This window comes from Pseudomonas sp. ZS1P83 (assembly GCF_054897825.1).
Genome location: NZ_CM142706.1, coordinates 5,467,863 through 5,485,863, shown reverse-complemented (window position 1 = coordinate 5,485,863; position 18,001 = coordinate 5,467,863). Strand labels below are relative to the sequence as shown.

Annotated in this window: 14 protein-coding genes; 4 read left to right on the top strand and 10 right to left on the bottom strand. The window is 59.2% G+C overall.

The features are described 5' to 3' along the window. Nucleotides 1–76 precede the first annotated feature (76 nt). Entirely contained in the window at nucleotides 77–1,516 is a 1,440-nt protein-coding gene (gene cls, locus ACYZT0_RS25730) for a cardiolipin synthase (protein WP_462043565.1), read from the top strand. On the opposite strand, the gene cfaB is transcribed toward cls, so the two are convergent. From cfaB to hflK (ACYZT0_RS25705), 5 genes are all read right to left on the bottom strand, one after another. Next, a complete protein-coding gene (cfaB, locus tag ACYZT0_RS25725; protein ID WP_462043564.1) occupies nucleotides 1,513–2,697 on the bottom strand; it encodes a C17 cyclopropane fatty acid synthase CfaB in 1,185 nt (394 codons plus the stop codon). The two genes, cls and cfaB, sit on opposite strands and share 4 nt — an antisense overlap. A gap of 224 nt (nucleotides 2,698–2,921) precedes the next feature. Beyond that, entirely contained in the window at nucleotides 2,922–4,832 is a 1,911-nt protein-coding gene (locus ACYZT0_RS25720; protein ID WP_462043563.1) for a cation-translocating P-type ATPase, read from the bottom strand. Next, nucleotides 4,829–5,887, bottom strand: a complete 1,059-nt coding sequence (hflK, locus tag ACYZT0_RS25715; RefSeq protein WP_462043562.1) for a protease modulator HflK — start codon at nucleotides 5,885–5,887, stop codon at nucleotides 4,829–4,831. Before hflK (ACYZT0_RS25715) ends, ACYZT0_RS25720 begins: the two co-directional genes overlap by 4 nt. Next, nucleotides 5,884–6,918: a protease modulator HflC gene (gene hflC / locus ACYZT0_RS25710; RefSeq protein ID WP_462043561.1), complete on the bottom strand. Its 1,035-nt coding sequence runs from the start codon at nucleotides 6,916–6,918 to the stop codon at nucleotides 5,884–5,886. Before hflC ends, hflK (ACYZT0_RS25715) begins: the two co-directional genes overlap by 4 nt. Beyond that, nucleotides 6,915–8,873, bottom strand: a complete 1,959-nt coding sequence (gene hflK / locus ACYZT0_RS25705) for a protease modulator HflK (RefSeq protein WP_462046634.1) — start codon at nucleotides 8,871–8,873, stop codon at nucleotides 6,915–6,917. The genes hflC and hflK (ACYZT0_RS25705) overlap by 4 nt, the downstream gene beginning before the upstream one ends. Before the next feature lie 248 nt (nucleotides 8,874–9,121). Here hflK (ACYZT0_RS25705) and ACYZT0_RS25700 point away from each other — a divergent pair, with 248 nt between their 5' ends. Both ACYZT0_RS25700 and ACYZT0_RS25695 read left to right on the top strand, forming a co-directional pair. Continuing rightward, nucleotides 9,122–9,622, top strand: a complete 501-nt coding sequence (locus ACYZT0_RS25700) for an Hcp family type VI secretion system effector (protein ID WP_462043560.1) — start codon at nucleotides 9,122–9,124, stop codon at nucleotides 9,620–9,622. Further along, nucleotides 9,615–10,301, top strand: a complete 687-nt coding sequence (locus ACYZT0_RS25695; protein WP_462043559.1) for a DUF4225 domain-containing protein — start codon at nucleotides 9,615–9,617, stop codon at nucleotides 10,299–10,301. The genes ACYZT0_RS25700 and ACYZT0_RS25695 overlap by 8 nt, the downstream gene beginning before the upstream one ends. Before the next feature lie 350 nt (nucleotides 10,302–10,651). Here ACYZT0_RS25695 and ACYZT0_RS25690 read toward each other — a convergent pair whose 3' ends face one another. Further along, on the bottom strand, nucleotides 10,652–11,125 hold the full coding sequence (locus ACYZT0_RS25690; RefSeq protein WP_007896573.1) for an Lrp/AsnC family transcriptional regulator: 474 nt from the start codon (nucleotides 11,123–11,125) through the stop codon (nucleotides 10,652–10,654). Nucleotides 11,126–11,270: 145 nt separating this feature from the next. Here ACYZT0_RS25690 and ACYZT0_RS25685 point away from each other — a divergent pair, with 145 nt between their 5' ends. After that, a complete protein-coding gene (locus tag ACYZT0_RS25685) occupies nucleotides 11,271–11,900 on the top strand; it encodes a LysE family translocator (protein WP_462043558.1) in 630 nt (209 codons plus the stop codon). Nucleotides 11,901–11,903: 3 nt separating this feature from the next. Here ACYZT0_RS25685 and ACYZT0_RS25680 read toward each other — a convergent pair whose 3' ends face one another. From ACYZT0_RS25680 to ACYZT0_RS25665, 4 genes are all read right to left on the bottom strand, one after another. Continuing rightward, complete coding sequence (locus tag ACYZT0_RS25680; protein ID WP_462043557.1) at nucleotides 11,904–14,021, bottom strand: hypothetical protein; 2,118 nt, start codon at nucleotides 14,019–14,021, stop codon at nucleotides 11,904–11,906. Beyond that, a complete protein-coding gene (locus ACYZT0_RS25675; protein WP_462043556.1) occupies nucleotides 14,008–15,201 on the bottom strand; it encodes a DUF3142 domain-containing protein in 1,194 nt (397 codons plus the stop codon). Before ACYZT0_RS25675 ends, ACYZT0_RS25680 begins: the two co-directional genes overlap by 14 nt. A gap of 52 nt (nucleotides 15,202–15,253) precedes the next feature. Continuing rightward, nucleotides 15,254–17,284 (bottom strand): 2Fe-2S iron-sulfur cluster-binding protein, encoded by a 2,031-nt coding sequence (locus tag ACYZT0_RS25670; protein ID WP_462043555.1) that lies wholly within the window; start codon nucleotides 17,282–17,284, stop codon nucleotides 15,254–15,256. Between the two features lie 63 nt (nucleotides 17,285–17,347). Continuing rightward, the gene (locus ACYZT0_RS25665) at nucleotides 17,348–17,974 is read right to left on the bottom strand and encodes a glutathione S-transferase family protein (RefSeq protein WP_462043554.1); all 627 of its coding nucleotides are present in this window, start codon (nucleotides 17,972–17,974) and stop codon (nucleotides 17,348–17,350) included. Nucleotides 17,975–18,001: the final 27 nt, after the last annotated feature.

The window sequence follows — 18,001 nt, the reverse complement described above, 5'->3', positions numbered from 1 at the left end:
GGGGCCAATTAAATAGCGACATTCTGCACGGAACATGGTCTGTTACGCATTGAATATTCAGGAGCAAGGCTGCCCCATGGATTACTTTGGACCGCCTATTTTCGGCTACACGATCGCACTGCTACACACGCTGGGCCTGATCGCTGCCATCCACGCCGTGCTCACCGTGCGCACCGCCCAGGGATCGATCGCCTGGGCCCTGTCGTTGCTGTTTATTCCCTACCTCACGCTCATCCCGTATCTGGTCTTCGGCCGCAGTACCTTCGATGGTTACATCAAGGCTCGGCGCCAGGCCAACGAAGAAATGCGCAAGGCTATCTCCGAGCTGAACTGGCGCCCTTGGGTAGAAGAGGCACTGACCGCTCGCGCCTCCAATGCTTACGCGTCCTTGAGGGCGATGCCGAAACTTGGGCGCATGCCCTGTTTGGCGAACAACGAAGTGCGCTTGCTGATTAACGGTCAGGCCACCTTCGACGCCATTTTTGAAGCCATCAGCAACGCGAGGGAAGCGGTGCTGATTCAGTTTTTCATCATCCACGACGATCGTCTCGGCCAACGGCTGCAAACCTTGTTGCTGAAAAAAGCCGCCGAAGGCGTGGCGGTTTATTTGTTGTACGACCGTATCGGCAGCCACTCCCTGCCTCACAGTTACGTGCAGCCGTTGCGCGATGCCGGCGTCGAGGTCAAAGCCTTTGCGTCCCGTAGCGGCTGGCTCAACCGCTTCCAGATCAACTTCCGCAACCACCGCAAGATTGTGGTGGTTGATGGAGTACTGGGCTTCGTCGGTGGACACAACGTCGGCGACGAATACATGGGCGAGAAACCACCCCTGGCGCCGTGGCGCGATACCCATGTGCAAGTACGCGGGCCGGTGGTGGCCTGCATGCAAGAGTCTTTCGCCGAAGACTGGTTCTGGGCAGCGCGGTCGTTACCCCCGCTGATCCTGCCGGACGTTTATCCGGACGACGGTGTGCTCTGCCAATTGCTGGCGAGCGGCCCGGCAGATTCCTACGAAACCTGTTCGTTATTCTTCGTCGAAGCCATCCATGCGGCGACCGAAAGGGTGTGGATCACCAGCCCTTATTTCATCCCCGACGAAGCCGTGTTCGCTGCGTTAAGGCTGGCGGCTCTGCGTGGCGTGGATGTGCGGCTGCTGCTGCCCTCACGACCGGACCACCGGATCGTCTACGCCGCCTCCAGTCTGTATGCCTTCGAAGCCGTGCGCGCCGGCGTGCGGGTGTTCCGCTACGAGCCTGGATTCCTGCATCAGAAAGTGGTGTTGATCGACAGTGAAATCAGCGCCATTGGCAGTGCCAATCTGGACAACCGCTCGTTCCGCCTGAATTTTGAAGTGATGTTGTTGACGGTCGACAGCGCGTTTGCCGCTGAAGTAGAACAGATGCTCAATGATGATTTCGCCCAAGCGCACGAGATCGCCAAAGAAGAAAGCCGGGAGACCCGCCGTCTGCAGCAGGTCGGCATGCGGATCGCCCGGCTTATTTCACCGATTCTTTAAGGAGTATAGATATCGTCGCGAGTCCATGGCAGGTCATGGCTGCCATCGGGGTGGGCTTTGACTGCGAGAATCTGGTGCAGATTGATCCAGCCCTTGGCGAACGCGTAAGCGCATCCCGCCAGATACAACCGCCAGATCCGTAAGGCCTGCTCTGGCACCAGTCGGGAAGCAGCTTCCAGATTGTCTTCCAGGCGTTCGCTCCAGTGGTCCAGAGTACGCGCGTAGTGCAGGCGCAGACTCTCGACGTCGACGATCTCCAGCCCTGCTTCGCTGATCTCGGCAGAGATCATCGACAGATGCGGTAGCTCGCCATTGGGGAACACATACTTCCCGATGAATTCACCGACACCGCGCCCCACCGGACGGCCATCGATGTGCTTGGCGGTGATCCCGTGGTTCATCACCAAGCCACCCTCTTTCACCGCACCGAACAAGGTTTTGCAGTACTCGGCCAGATTGGCGTGGCCAACGTGTTCGAACATGCCGACACTGACCACTTTGTCGAAGCGACCGTCCTGAGGCAAATCGCGGTAGTCGAGCAGTTGCAGTTCGACCAGATCGTCCAGGCCTTCGGCCGTCACCCGTTCACGGGCAAGTTCCAATTGCTCTTTACTGAGTGTGATCCCGAACACCTTCGCGCCAAACTCCCGGGCGGCATACCGTGCCAGCCCGCCCCAACCGCAACCGACATCCAGCAGGTATTCGCCCGGTTGCAGCCGCAGTTTGCGGCACAGGTGGCGGAATTTGGCTTGTTGGGCTTGCTCCAGCGTTTCGCTGCCGGTCTCGAAATAGGCGCAGGAATACGCCATGTCGCTGTCGAGCCACAGCTGATAAAACGCGTTGGAAAGGTCGTAGTGGTAGGAAATCGCTTTGGCGTCGGTCTCCTTGTCGTGAGCGGTGCGCACTGGCTGACTATCCTGGTCTCCAAGCAACGCCAGGCTCCATTCATCACAGACGCGAATCACCTCACTGATGGAACCTTCCAGCTCAAGTTTGCCTTCGACAAACGCCGCTCCGAGCGCGTCCAGGCTTGGATGAGTGAACTGGGTAACCATTTGTGGGTCCTTGACCACAATTGTGACGCTGGGTGTCGGCCCCAGATTGAACTCATGGCCGTCCCAGAGTCGCAGGCGTAACGGTATCTGCAGATTCTGTAAGGCCGGTGGCAGGTGCGCGAGCATGGAGAGCCCCCCTTGTTTCAGACGTCTGATGTGAGGGTAGACCATCCTGGAAAAATAGCTGGCTATCGATTTAATAGCCGATTTCTATGATTCGTAGCGTTCGAACCAAACGCCGCGAATTCACAGAAGTGATTGCCCTCACCTAGATGACTACGAATTCGGCCTACAGTTCTGAAAACTACAAATCGCCCGTGATCGCTGTTTAGAGCATTCACCAGGCGTACTCAATCTCCATCCTTCAGTTTGAGCAATGGCTCCTGAAACCGCAGTAGACGCCCAGCGTTACCGAGTACCAGCAATGTGCTGAGATTGTGCAGCAAGGCAGCAATCATCGCCCCCGCAGCGCCGAGCCAGCCAAATGCAGCGAAGGCTACAATCGCCAACGTCCAGGCCAAACCAATGATCACGTTAACCTGCAACGTCTGTCGGCATTGGCGACTCAACCGAACACACGTGCCGAGCCGTCGCAGATCGCTACCGATCAACACGATGTCGGCCGAGGCAAGCGCGATGTCCGCCCCGCCCGCCCCCATCGCCACGCCGACCACACCCGCTTTGAGCGCCAATGAATCGTTTATGCCATCGCCCACCACCATCGGCCGGAAACCACTGCCGATTTCCTTCAGCACGCGATTGAGTTTGTCCTCGGGCAAGGCCTGAGCTTCGACATCGCTGATCCCGACATCGCGCGCCAATGTGTGCGCAACGCTTTGCCGATCACCCGTGAGCAACAACTGCCTCCCTAACCCCAGTTCACGCAGCTCGCTCAACGCAAATCGAGCCTCGGGTTTGACGCTGTCGGCCAGCAACAACCAGGCGAGGAATTCACCGTTGAGCGCCAGCCCGGCAATCGGGCCATCGTGGTCGGGGACACTCGAAGTGGCGATACCCAATTGCGCGAACAGCTCCGGACGACCGAGCGCCGCCTCGCCCTGCTCTGTCATCGCCACCACGCCCAGCCCCTGACGCTCGTGAATGTCGGAAAGCAGCAGAAAATGCTCCTGAGTGACTAACCCGGCGAGCGCGCGGCTGACCGGGTGACTGCTGGCGGAGCCGAGGCTGGCGGCAAGTTTGAGAACGTGACTGCGATCCTCGAGAGGACTGTCGATGGATTGCAACCGCAATGTGCCGAAGGTCAGGGTCCCGGTCTTATCGACCACCAGTGAAGTCAGGTCTGCTAACTCTTCGAGGAACGCGGAGCTGCGAATCAGAATCCCGTGACGAGCGGCCACCGCCACCCCGGCAATCGCCGTGGCCGGTGCCGACAACACCAGCGCGCAAGGACAGGCCGCCACCAACACCGCAAGCATTGCCTGGGCATCGTTAGTGATGAACCAAGTCACAGCGGCCAGCAGCAACACCAGCACCATGTAGCTGCCGGCGTAGCGTTCCAGCAAACGCGTGATCGGCGGTTTGGAACGCTCGGCGCTTTGCATCAATGCGATAACTTTGCCGAGCGTCGACTCATTGCCGGTGCGGGTCACTTCGATGCGCAGCAGACCGTCGAGGTTGATCGCGCCGCCGAAGACTTGCATACCGACGTCCGCCTCCATTGGCACCGATTCGCCGGTAATCGAAGCAGTGTCCAGGCTCGCCTGACCGGACAACACCCGACCATCCGCCGGCACTCGATCACCCGCGCGCACCTCGACGAAATCGCCGGTCTTGAGTGTGCCGTTATCGACTTCGACGATGGAGCCATCGGCCTGAACCTTGCGCGCGTGGCTGCGAGTCAGTTTGCCGAGGGCGCGAATCGCCTCCTGGGAGCCGATCACGCTGCGCTCTTCCAGCACGTGGCCGAAGATCATGATGATCGGCAGCAACGCTGCGGTCAGCAGATCACCCGTGGCCCACGCCCCCAGCATGGCCAGGGCGATCAATTGATCAGTGATCCCATGCAGGCTCGGATAACGCAGGCTGTACCAGGCTGAACGCATCACTGGCACGGCCACCAATAACGACGCAAAGCCCAGCAGCAATTGACTCACGCCAGTCTGCTCCGGCGACATCCAGCGCCAGGTCAAGCCGAGCGCGAGCAAGCCAAGTGCGAGCATGGCCAGCGTCAATTGCTGCGCGGCGCTACGTTGTTCAGCCGAGGACAACATGCTCGGTACGGTGGCGGTTTGGGTCGTCATTGTGCCGCTCCCTGAATGATCAGGCGGGAATCGTCTTTCGGGTTGACCGTGGTCACCGAGCCGGCCTGACCGAGAATCTTCGGTATCCGCTCGCGGTAGATACGCAGCAGCATCTGCGGGTCGGTGCCCTGTTGCTGCGCCTTGGCCAGACTCAATACGGTGGCCGTGTCAGTCGAGGCTTTGGCGAGCCGTTCACTCGCTTGGGCATGGGCGACTTGCAGCGTGCGATCGGCTTGTTCGTTGGCGGTCTGAGTCAGTTTCTCAGCTTCAGTGCGAGCATTGGCCACGACTTTGTCGGCTTGCTGACTGGCGGTCAGAACAGCGTTGAAGGCGTTGACCGCTGGGCCGGGAAGACTCGATTGCACGTCGACGCGCGTCACTTCTATGCCTAACCCCTGCCCGGTCGCAGTCAGTTCCGCCAGGCGCTGATTGATGCCTTGCACCAGATCACCGCGCAACCGTTCGCGGCGTTCGGCAGCCTGGCTATCGGCGCCCATCAGCTCCGGCCGAGCAACCAGAATAGTGTCCAGATCTCGTGCGGCCGTGAGCGCCACGGCGCTGCGAGTGACCAATCGATCCAACGCCGGTAACACATGTTCGCCTTGAAGAACGAAGGCGTACGGCTCAGTAACTTTATAGAAAACCCGCACATCCAGTTGCACCACGCCCGCATCACCGGTGAGCAAGTAACCGGAGCCGGCGAGTGCATCACTGATCGGTGTAGCGAAACTCGCCACTCGGTCTGCCTGCAACGCGGCATCGGTGCGCAGCAGGTTTTCCACTCGACGCTCAATCACTCGATCTGCTGCAGGCAACAAAATCACCTGCTCAAACGGACGGGGCCAAGCCAATAAAAGGCCAGCATTCTGAATTCGATCCAACGCGCCGAAGTGCAAAACCACAGCACGATTTTGCGGATCGATCTGCCGCACATTGGAAAACGCCCACGCCAAAGCGGCGAGCACTGTAACGGCGTAAAGCGCCAAAAAAGCCAATCTCCCCGCCTGAATCCAGGGACTGCTTAACTCGTTTGTTCCACGTGGAACTAATTTCATGGTTGCGACCCGGACTTGTTATCGAGGGTCGGCGGACCATCAACCAATACCCGGAACGGCGCAGCGTCGGTGCGCAGAATCAGTTTTGTGCCGGGCGTGACGATCGTGCCTAGCGTGTCGAGGGAGCGCAGCAGGTTGTAGAGTTGCGGCGAACCGGCATAGGCGCGGCCGTAAATTTGCGCGGCTTCGACGCGCGATTGCGCTTCGATGTCCGCCGCTTTTACCGTGGCGTTGGCCTGCACGATTCGCGCGTCACGCTCGGCAGCGGAACGGATTTGCGCCGCTTCACGCTTGCCGATGGCCGTGCGTTCGGTGGCGATTGTTTCACGCTCGGCGCGCATGCGATCGACCGTAGCGGTGAGGGTTACCGACGGTAAGGTCAGACGCTCAATGCCAACTTGCAACACCCGCACACCATAAGTCGTGAGCAACTGCTGATCGATTTGCTGACGCAGTTGCGCTTCAAAATCAGCGATGTGAACTTGGTTGGCGTCGGTGTTCACCAGGTTAGCCAGATCAAAGCTGCTGGCCGTGGTTTCCAGAGCGGAGCCAACAAACGTGCGAATCTGCCGCGCCGCTTCGTCCGGCTGATTCTGTACGGCACGCATGAAGCGTTGCACGTTGTCCGGATCGCCCTGAACCTGCCAAGCCACGTAAGCCTGAACGATAATGCGCAAACCATCCCGCGTACCCACGTCCTGCAAACCGCTGGACGTGGTGCGCAGCCGCAGATCCACTGGAATCGCTGCTTCAAAAGGAGCAGGCCAACGCCAGCCAAGACCCGGCTCAAGCAATACCCGCGATGGATTACCGAAACGCGTGATCACTGTGGCCTCCCCCGAACGCACTTGCACCAGGCTTGCTGCCGCGATGGCGAATGCCACCAGCAACGCCGCCCAGCCCATTCGCCGCCACGGGAACGGGCCCGCTTCTTGTGGATCACCGTGGTGGTGATGTCCGTGGTGATGCCCACCATGGCCGTGGTCGTGGCCAGTGTGGTCATCGTGATCGTGAGTGTGCGACTGGCTCAATTGGTAGCTCCTGGCTGAGCGGTCTTACGCGGCGGCGCAGGGTCAACCGGCAGCGTGAATGTACGGAGGTCGATGGTCGGCGCGTTACTGCTGCCGCCCAGACGATGATCGAGCACCAACAACCTGGCATTGGCCAAGCCCTGGGCCAGTTGGCTGAAGTACTGCTCCAGCACGAAGGCCTGGCCGGCACTGGCGTAAGCCTTTTGCTCGGCGCTGAACCTCAGATCCGCCGCTTGGGCGGTGGCGTTGATTTCGCGAGCATTGGCCGTCGCTTGATCGCGAGCGATGCTGGCCTGCAATTGCGCCTGATTGGTGGCCTCCGCCGCCGCACCGCGCTCGCGGGAAATCAATGCCTGGGCGCCAATCTGCGCGGCCTGGACGCCGTGATAGGCATTGGCGGCACCGGCCGGCGGATGAATTGCCTCGACCACTGTGGCAAGAATTTCCACGCCGCTGTCGAGTTTCTGCAAGTCAGCCTGCACCGCCCGGCCAATCGCTTCGGCGAGCCCTACCCTGTCCTCCCCAAGCAAACCGTCGAGGGTTAGCGAAGCGAAGTCATGAACCAGAATCCGGCTGGCGGTGCTGCGGATCAGCGTCGGGACGTCGGCACTGTTGTAGGTCGCGGCCAACGCCGCTTGATCGCTCAGGCCGATGCGATAGACGAAACGCACGTCCATGTTGACGATCTGGAAGCTCTGCTTGTCGGCTCGGCTGCTGGCAATGACTTGGGATTTGTCGTTCACATGGCTGGCGTCCCACAAGCGATTGGCAATGGCGGGCGCCGGGCCTTCGGCGGGTTCGGCAACGACCGGCGCCGGTGTTTCGCCAACACTGGTGGCCAACTCGTGGACCACACCGTTCTCGACGCTCAACACTCGGCCCAGAGGCCAAGGCAAACCCGCGTGCAAACCGGGACCGAAGACCTCCACCGGTTTGCCGAAACGCTCGTAGATACCCCGCCCTTGGAGCGGTATTTCGTGAATACCGGTTAGCGACCAACCCAAAATCGAGACCACGGCCAGCACGGGTAGAAATGCCCGACGCATGTAGGTGAAGGCCCAGATCTGCCGCAGGTCGATGCCGAAACGGTTGTGCAATTCGTGCTGCAACGCCAGCAAAGGTTGCGGCGGCCAGCGCAGCATGTCGGCGACGAAGCTTCGCGCCAACAAGGCAGGTTCGAGTTGTTCGCGTTGCGGACTGAACAACGACAACATGGCGCGCAACAGTAGTTCGGCGGCGACGAGCCCCGGCAGCAGGCCGATCAGTACTGCCAGACGCGCCGGCCATACCGAGGTTTCGCTACCCAACAGCAGGCACAAAGCGCCAAGCACCAGGCAAATGATCGCCACCCGCGTCAGCTGCGCCAACGGCCCCGCTTCGGGCCATTGGGCGATGTTTTCCTGAGCCAGTTGACGTTCCAGCACCAACAAACCGAAGGCTAGCAACAACGATAGCGCCGCACCGACACTGGCCGACAATCCCAGTGCGGTAGGCGGCAGCGCAAGGTTCCAGACTTGTTCGATGCTCAATAACGTCAACAGCGACCAGCCGCCGAGCCACAGTGTCGGCGGGCCAATCTGCACCAGCATTCGCAACCATCGCTGACTGATCCGATCGAGCAAGCGTTCGTACCAGCCAACCGGGGAGACGACTTCATCTGCAACGAGCACCTGCACCACGGGGTTCATCGCCCGCGCACGCCATTGCGTCACCCACCAGGCCGATTGCAAACCAGCGACCAGCACCAGCAAAGCGGCGCTCTGATTAACCAGCAACGACGGCCAGAGCGACTGCGGCGCAAACAGCCCGACAAAAAACGCCAGTAGCCAACCTGTCGACGCAAGCGCGCCCAGACCGATTGCGAACTGACGCAATCGTCGCCCTTGAAAAACCGCCTGCTGAAAACGCGGCAGTCCGGCTACTTGCGTCCCATCGACATCGAGATCGACTTGCATACCACCCCAGTGTTTATCGTTGCTCACATCGCAGTTCGTTACGGTATAACGAAAGCCGTGAAATTTCCGTTCTTAAATCCCCTATCTAAAGGCGCTCAACCTGTCGCTTGGCTGAAGCCTTTACCGAAATGCTGTTGAACGCGAATATTACGTTCGTAAGAAATACACGCATTTTCAGAAACGGCCTACATAAGCAGCTACCTCCTCTGCCTTAAACTCCCCCCATTCTGACCACAAGGAGTGAGCGCATGGCGAGTCATAGCTACATGACTATTACCGGTAAAAAGCAGGGTCTGATTTCTTCCGGCTGCTCCAGCCAAGACTCTATCGGTAACAAATGCCAGTTTGGGCATGAAGACGAAATCATGGTGTTGGCTTACGCCCATAGCATGTTAACGGTCAGTGATGGCAGTACGTCAGGCGGGCGAGGCAAACATATGCCAATTGCCATTACCAAAAATATTGATAAATCTTCGCCACTGCTAGCCAGCGCTCTGGCTGAGGGTGAAGAAGTTGAATGCAAGATTGATTTTTATCGCACGTCTCCAGCCGGTGGCCAGGATAAATATTATTCAGTGAAAATAACGGGCGGTCGTATTGCGAATGTAAGTCTTCAGATCCCGCACGCTATCCATATGTCCGACACGGAGCCGCAAGAGCTGGTGTCAATTCGTTATCGAGATATTAGTTGGACGCACATCCAAGCGGGTACAAGTGCCTATAGCACGTGGGAAAACGAAGATGAATGAGACGTCATGTGATATTCATGACGTCACCAAAGCCGCTGCGGACCTGGTTGCATTAGGCTGCACAGTAGGCGCTACACATTTTCATGACGGTATTACGCAGCTTCAATTCAATTCGATGGTTTCTTCTTATGCCAACGAAGTAATCAAGGCCGTTGATGAAGGGCTCCTCACTGCGTGGGAGGGAGTGCAATCGATAACAAAAGAATATGCGGAGCTAACTTCCAAGGCGATTTTTTATGCTCAAAATGGCATTGGTGTTGTCGCTGGCGCTATGCAAGTTGAGGTAGGTGTAGCAGTTACCGGGGCCACAGGGGGATGGGGGACGCCATTTGGTGGAATGTTTATCGCGCATGGCGTTAATAATATCTATGAAGGCTTTGGCAATATTTATAATGGCCCTGAAGCACCTCGCGTGCAGGGACCTGTGCGGCGCGTTTATCAAGACGCTTTAGGAGGCGAATACCAGGGAGATATGCTCTATGGTTCTATGGACTTACTATTGTCTGGCATTGGCATTATTAGACTAGTACGCAAGCCTGACTCTGTGCAGCTATTTAGGCATGACCCGATGAACTATGAAAGGGCGTACCTACAAACAGGGAAGGTAGCTCTATTTTTCGAGGCTTTGGTTGACTACATCACATTAAATTCAATGCTTACTAAAGAAAAACCCGAGTAAACACACAGCGCTATGGCGCCATTAAAATCAAATTACGCCACGTAACCTTTTTACTAAAAAACGAAACGCAAAAAAACAGAGAAGGATATACGTAACTATATAGGCTACGCGCAGAATCATGCCCTCCATGGGTATGAAGTATGTTATTACCCGCACAATAACTGCCGCGTAAAGACCATTACTCCCAAGAGTTAAAAGAAGAACTGCAAAATAGTAACGGATATTTTCAAAGTTCATGATTAGAGAGTTTCACACCTATAAAGCACTAGGCTAGTTTATCCACTAGGATTAATCAATTCCCTTTTAAGTTTTGACCGCTTTGTATTATTTGGTTAACCCGTCTTCGCGATCTACAGTGGTAAATGCCCCAACGGCAACGCCCCCGGGGTTTTAACCGTATGAATCGCAAAGTTGCTGCGGATGTCACTTACGCCTGGCAACTTCAGCAAACGCCCCGTGAGAAAACGGTCATAGGCGCGCAAGTCCGGCACCACCACTTGCAGCAGAAAATCCGATTCCCCTGACACCAGAAACGCTGAAATCACCTCGGGTAGCGCCGTCACGGCCAGGCGAAAGGCTTCGGCCTGCTCATCGTTGTGCCGTTCAACCTTGACCCCGACAAACACCGTCAGCCCGAGCCCTACTTCGTCGCGATCCAGATTGGCCTGGTAACCGCGTATCACCCCGGCTTCTTCAAGCATTCGTACCCGGCGCAAACACGGCGAAGCGGACAGGCCGATCTCGTCAGCCAGTTGCACATTGCTCAGGCGACCGTCCCGCTGCAGGGCTGCGAGAATTTTGCGGTCGTAGGCATCCAGTTTCATGGTTTGGCAGATCCTGATGGTTCAAATGCAATTCAGTGGCAGGTTATGCCAACCAGATGCATTTTAGAAGCGAACTACGCAACCACCTGCCCTGCCTTTCAGCCCTAGACTGGCCGTACCGAATCGACAACGAGTGGGGTGCGACGTGGCAGGACTCTGGCTGTTTTTCATGGCGCTGGCGGTGGTCTATCTGTTGCCGGGCCCGGACATGATCCTGCTGTTGCAAACCGGTGCCCGTCAGGGCAAAGGCGCGGCGCTGGCCACCGCTGTGGGTCTGGGCATTGCCCGAGGCTGCCATGTGGCGTTGGCGGCGCTGGGGCTGGCGGCACTGTTCAAGGCAGCGCCCTGGACTTTTGACGTGGTGCGCCTGGCCGGGGCCGCGTACTTGCTATGGATCGGCATTCAATGCCTGCGAACCAACATGCTGCCGAACCTTAACGGCGCAGACACAACGTTCGATACACCTCGCTGGAGTGCAGCAATCCGGCGCGGTGTGCTGACCAACCTGCTCAACCCCAAGGCGCTACTGTTCTGCTCGGTGCTGCTGCCGCAGTTCATCGATCCACACGCCGGGCCGGTGCTCGCGCAATTTGCGACCCTGGGCGTGGTGCTGGTCGGTGTCGGTTTGTTGTTCGACAGCGCTTACGCACTGACCGGCGCAGCGCTTGGCCGATGGCTGCAACGCAGTCCTTCGGCCCAGCGCCTTCAGCAGTGGCTGTTTGGCAGCCTGTTGATCGGCTTCGCCGTGCGGCTGACCTTTGTGCAACAGGCCTGAGCCTTACCGCGCCTTACGCCGGCGGCGGTTGATCAGCAACAGCGCCGCTACCGTGGCCGCTATCACACCGCCAATCAGCAGCGGTTTTTTGTAGGGTCGCAGCTGCGAGCGCGCGGCGTCGGTCACCTGGGTCACATAGCGCTTGTCGGCGCTCTGAAAGTCCGGATCCTGGCATTGATGACCAAAATCGCCGGCCCAGACCACATACGGGCCTTCCTCGACATAACGACGGTAGAACGCGCTTTGCTCTTGCAGGCTGGTGCCCCACGACGAAGCCTTGCACAACACCGAAGCAAACGCCTGACTGCTGTGTGGCAGATAATCAGCAGCCTTGCTCGCCAGAGCCGTGGCGACAAATCGGTAATGGAAACGCTCATCAGGTTGCGCGACCGTGGCTTGCTGGCGCTGCACTTCACCCTCGGCCATCAACGATCCGACCTTGAGCTTGGGCGCTTCCAGACTGTAATTGCCGCCGAAGGTCACGTAATCCGGGGACATTTCGTAGCCCAACAGCTCCATTCCGTCGAAACGGGCCATTGTCGCGGCATGGTAATAAGCGAATGCCCGTTTGGTCGGCCACCATTTTGATTCGGCGTCGTTGCGCAGCTGCCCGTACCACCTGGCCTTGGCCTGCAAGTCGGCGTTATCGAAGTAGGCTGGCGCTTCGTCGTATCGCTCTTCGCGCAGCAACCGTCGCCCAAGCACATTGCGCAGTTTCGCCGCCACCGGCAACTGCACATAGTTATCGCGATCCTCCTTAGTCAGAGGCGGCGGCGCCGGCACCTGAGTGTCGACGTATTGCTTGAGCTCATCAACAGTCAACACGCGCTCGGCGACCGTCGCGGCGTCGGGCCAGTAAATGCCATTGCTGCGATAAAGCTGATCGAACGCTTGCAGGTAGTCCCCGCGTTGCAACGCCAGAATCGCGCTTTCACCCTCAACCCGGCACTTGGGCTGAAGCGTTTCGAAGTCCCAATCCGGCGTGCGCCGCTCTCCCCAGGATTCATTCTGAGGAAAGGCTTGGGCAGCCTTGGCATACGCCGCGGAAGCCGCGTTTTTATCACCCTCGCGCACTGCCAATTTGGCCCGCAGCCACCACGCCAGTCCGCCATCACCGGCGTGTTCGAGGAAGGCCTTGGCGCTGGCGTAGTCGCCCTGTTGATAATTCACCGCGGCCAGGCGATCGGCGTTATCGAGGCTACCGCGGGTGCTGTTTTGCAGCAGCTTGATCAGTTTCAATTCGTTCGGCGGTTGATCACCGAATGACCAGCCAAGTCGGCTGATCAAGGACGCCGTGACCAGTTGCTGCACCGGTTTACCGTTGAGCAAACCCGCCAGTTGATCCTCCGGCAGCGCCGCCAGATCGGCCATCAACAGCTTCAGCGAGGTATAACCCACCGCCGAACCCTGAAGGTTTTGCGTGGCGTAGAGTTCGATGGCGCTGTTCCAGTCGCCGGCCGTGCGGGCGACGCGGGCCTCTTCGCCAAGACTGGCGACACCCAACTCCAGTGGGTCACTGAAGCCGTCGATGCTTAGTTGACGGGTCTGCTCGAAGGCCTTTCGGGATTGAGCCAACAGATCAGGGCCAGCGTCCGCTTCGGAACTCATGGCAAACAGCGATCGACCTAACGAGTAAGCCGCCCAGGTACTGCGCAACGCCCGTTGATCCGTCGGCAATGCCAATACCTTCTTGAAATACTCGGCTGCCAGTCCATGATCACCGGCATTGAATGCCACAGCGCCGGCCAGATAAAACTTGAGCTCAGCCGGCAGGCTCGCGCCCTCAATCTCGACCTGATGCGCATCGGTCAGGCTGCGTAGCTGTTTCACCAGCACCTGCTGTTCAGCCGTCAAACCGGCCTGCTCAGCCTTATCCCGCTGTTCTGCGTAGTCGGGCGCATCCATGCCATAGGCGGTTTCGGTGACGTTCTTCAGCCCGGCGACCGTATGCCCGAGGCGGCTGATTTCAAATCTGAAGTTACCTTCCGGCAGCTCCGCCAGCGACTGGCCACGGTTGTCCAGCAGACGCATCGGGAAGTCCGGCCCACAGGCCAGCGCCGAACCCAGCGGCAGACTGAGGCTAAGACAAAGTAGATGACGCGGCCAGTTACGGGTAAACATTCGAACCTCCTTGATCAATATGTGCGCAACGAGCCCAACCAATGGCGCGCTGCTCGCCGGCCGGTATTCGACCGTCGCGCAAACGGGTGAAGGTAAGCAGATCCGGACGCTGTTGCAACGCATAACCGGCCAACGCATCGGCGCCATCACAACCCTGCACCGCGAGTGTCAGGCGTTCGGGCCAGGCGTTGTCGAGGTTGCCCTGATTGCTGAGGCTGATGTCATACAGGCCTTCTTGCTCAGAGAGTTTCAGCGCCAGATGACTGTCGAGGGCATCGCCACGAGCCACGGCGCCCAGGGTCGTCAGGCTCCAGGCTCGGCGGTCGTTGGCCAGCGGCAGACGAAACCAGATCAGGCCCGCCAGATGAGCCGGTGGATCATTGCGCAACTCGGTCCCGAGCCGGCTCAGTTGCTGCGGATCGGCGAGCAATTCCCGGCGTTTTCCGCCCCGTTCGATGGGCACTTCGCTTTCCACTACCGGTGCTCCGCCTCCCGACAACAACGCCACACCATAGGCTGGCAGCGCCAGATAGAACGGTTTCGAAGTAATGCGGCTCCAGGCCATGGTCCATTGACGGGCCTGATCCGGGTCGAACAAACCAAGACGCGGATCGCTCACCGCGTGCACCTGCACCACGCTGCTGTCGACTGTGGATAACAGCGCCGGCAATTCGGGACTGTCGAGCCAGGCCGGCAATGCTGTGATGCTCAGCGCAATAGAGGCCGGCAGAACTGCGCGCAGGTGCGTAAGAAATTCGCGGTAGGCCGGTAGCCGAGCATTACCGGCATCGTGGTCGATTTCCACGCCGGAGAGAGTCAGCCCCTGCCCTTGCCAATCGCCGAGCACCTGCTGGATCTGCGCGGTGACTTCGTCCTGATCCAGCGACTTGAGCTGGCCATCAAGACGAATCACCGCGATCAGCGGCCGACCATCCCGTTTGAGCAGCGCCGGGTCAATCCGCGCCCGGCTCCAACCCGCCTCAGGGAATGCCTGCAAGGCCAGCACCCGCAGGGTGGAAAAGTCAGCGCGACTGTCCCTCAGCGCCGCTTCGTGGGCCGGTGTCCATTGTCGTTGCCAGACGTAGAGTTGCTGATCGAGCGGTGGCGCGTCCTGTCGTTCGCAACCGTTGAGCAACGCCACCGCGACAATCAAGGCCGACAGACGAGCGAAAAAATACATAACCGAATCTGATCCTTTGATCGCAGCGGCAAGACGCTGCGTTCGGCAGATGCTACAGGTCGAGGACCAAAGGCTGCGACCCCTGAGCCGGAATCGCACAACAAATCAGTACTTGTCCGTCGCCGGGCACTTCTGCCGGCGGCTGTGGATAATTCACCTGGCCGCTGATCAGACGCGTCTTGCAGGTCCCGCAGGAACCGCCGCGGCAGCTGAATTCCGGGCGCAACCCACGGCTTTCCGCCAACTCCAGCAAACTGCCACCGTCGGGTTGCCAGCGAGCCTCTTTCGCCGAGCGCTGAAAAACCACCGGCACCGAGGTCGTCGCCGCGGGCGGTTGCTCGATGACCACCGCGTCGGGGTCCGGCACCCGGCGTAAAGTCGAGGGGCCGAAGGTTTCGGCGTGAATCCTTGCATCGCGGATGTCCATTTCCCGCAGGCTGTCATACAGCCCTTGGGTAAAACTGCTTGGACCACAGAGGACGAAATCCAGCTGATCGTAGTCCTCCACTTCAAGAATGGTCTTGAGCAACGCGGTGTCGATCCTCCCGGTCAGGTCGAAGTCTTCCCCCTCTCGGGCCTCTGCCTCCGGTTGACTTAGCAGACGCAACACCCTGACCGCACCACCCGCGTCATCGAGCAAACGATCCAGCTCAGGACGAAACACTTGATCGGCCAGCGTGCGCGAACTCTGGAAGAACCAGGTCGGCCGGATGTGGCGGGTGCGCAGGCCTTGATAAACCACCTCGCGCAGCATCGACAGCAGCGGCGTGATGCCTACCCCGGCAGCCAGAAGCACCAGCGGCCGACGTTCATTGGGTGCCACGGTGAAATGCCCCTGAGGCGCACGGGCCTCCAACAGATCACCGACGCGCACCTGTTCATGCAGGTGCGAAGACACCAAACCGTCACGCTTCACGCTGATGCGGAAAAAATCATCGGATGGCGCGCTCGACAGGCTGTAGGTACGGATATGGACATCACCACCAATGTTGAACCGCAGGGGTAAATGCTGCCCGGCCTGAAACACTGACAACCCCGCGCCATCGGCAGGCTCCAGATAGATTGAGCGGATGTTGTGGCTTTGCGCTTCGATACGCACCACCCGCAACGGCCGCCAGCGATCCCCCAAGGCCTGGGCTTGCAGACGGGCGTTGGCTTGCTCCCAGGTGCCGGTCAGCAAACTGGTGGGTGACACGCCGTCGAAGCGCCACCGCAGAGCAAGCGCGGCGGGACGACGCACCACGCTTTCCACCTCGACTGTCCACAAGCGCTCAGCCCCTTGAAACGCCTCGACCTGTGGGCCTCCAAGAATGACTTCGGTGCGACCGCTGAGGTGCAGCAGGTCTCCCGAATTGAAATCGATGAACAGCAAACCGGCCCGAGGATTGAGCACCAGGTTGCCCAAGGTGTTGAAAAACAGGTTGCCGGCGAAATCCGGAATGGTCAGACGATTACCTTCTACCTGTACGAAACCGGCCTGGCCGCCGCGGTGAGACACGTCCACCGAACGTTGGCCCCCGACGTCCACGTAACTGGCGACAAAGAACGTATCGGCTCCCGCGATCAGGGTCTTGGCCGCATCATCCAGCCCGTTGAGGTGTTGCGCGACGCGAGTCGACGGATCCGCCAGTGGCACCGAGCGAAACTGCCGCAATTGAATGTACTGCGGGCAATTGCCGAAGGACTGCTCCACCGCCACATCGAAGCCGCTTGCCGTCATCGCGCCGACTCGACCGTTGAGGCGGTTGCGGCGACGGGTGTGCAGTTCGATCCCCAGCAGACCGATCGCCGCGCCCTCTGTCAGTTGCGCAGGATCATCAGCGCCCGGCAGGCTGCGAAACTGCAGCGCACCCGGCTCCGGCGAGTGAGCAAAGCCCGGTTGCCCTTCTAGAATACTGGCCCAAGGAGTACCGTCGGCATCCACCGCGCCGTACAGCATGAACGGCAGTTGCTCATAGAACTTGCGGTGCTGGTCCGGCATCTCGCTGCGAATGACCTTACGACCGAGTACCTCCATTCGCTCGGCAATGCCCACATGAGCCTGCAATTGTTTCTCGCCGGCGTGCCAGGGTGAACGGTCCATAACGGCTTCTCCCCTGCGCCATCGGCGCAGTGTGAACGACCCGACAGTGTCGGGCCGCAGGCATCAGGCAGTTTTTTGCAGACCGGCGACGGTGCGCGGCATGCCGACAAACCCTGGCAAGGCTTCGATCCGCGCCAGCCAGGCCCGGATGTTGGCGTAGTCTTCCAGCGACACATCGCCTTCTGGCGCATGGGCGATGTAGCTGTAGGCCGAAACGTCGGCAATGGTGGGCTCGGCGCCCGCCAGATACGGCGTTGCCTTTAGTTCCTGATCGATCACTTTGAGCACGGTGTGGGAATAGGCGATCACCTCTTCAGCGTTGTAAGCCGCACCAAACACCGTGATCAGCCTTGCTCTGGCGGGGCCAAAGGCAATCGGCCCAGCGGCAATCGACAACCAACGCTGAACCTTCGCCGCGCCGACCGGATCGGCTGGCAACCAACGGCCGTTACCGTACTTTTGCGCCAGATAAACCAGGATCGCGTTGGAATCGGCCAGTATCACGCCTTGATCATCAATGACCGGCACCTGACCAAAAGCATTGAGCGCCAGGAAATCCGGCTGTTTGTGCGCGCCCTTGGCCAGATCGACAAAGATTAGCTCGGTCGGCAGTTGCAGCAGGGACAGCATCAGCTCCACGCGATGAGCGTGGCCGGAACGTGGGAAGTTGTAGAGTTTGATGGCTTGCATGGTGTTCTCCGCTGGAAAGTGGCGCTG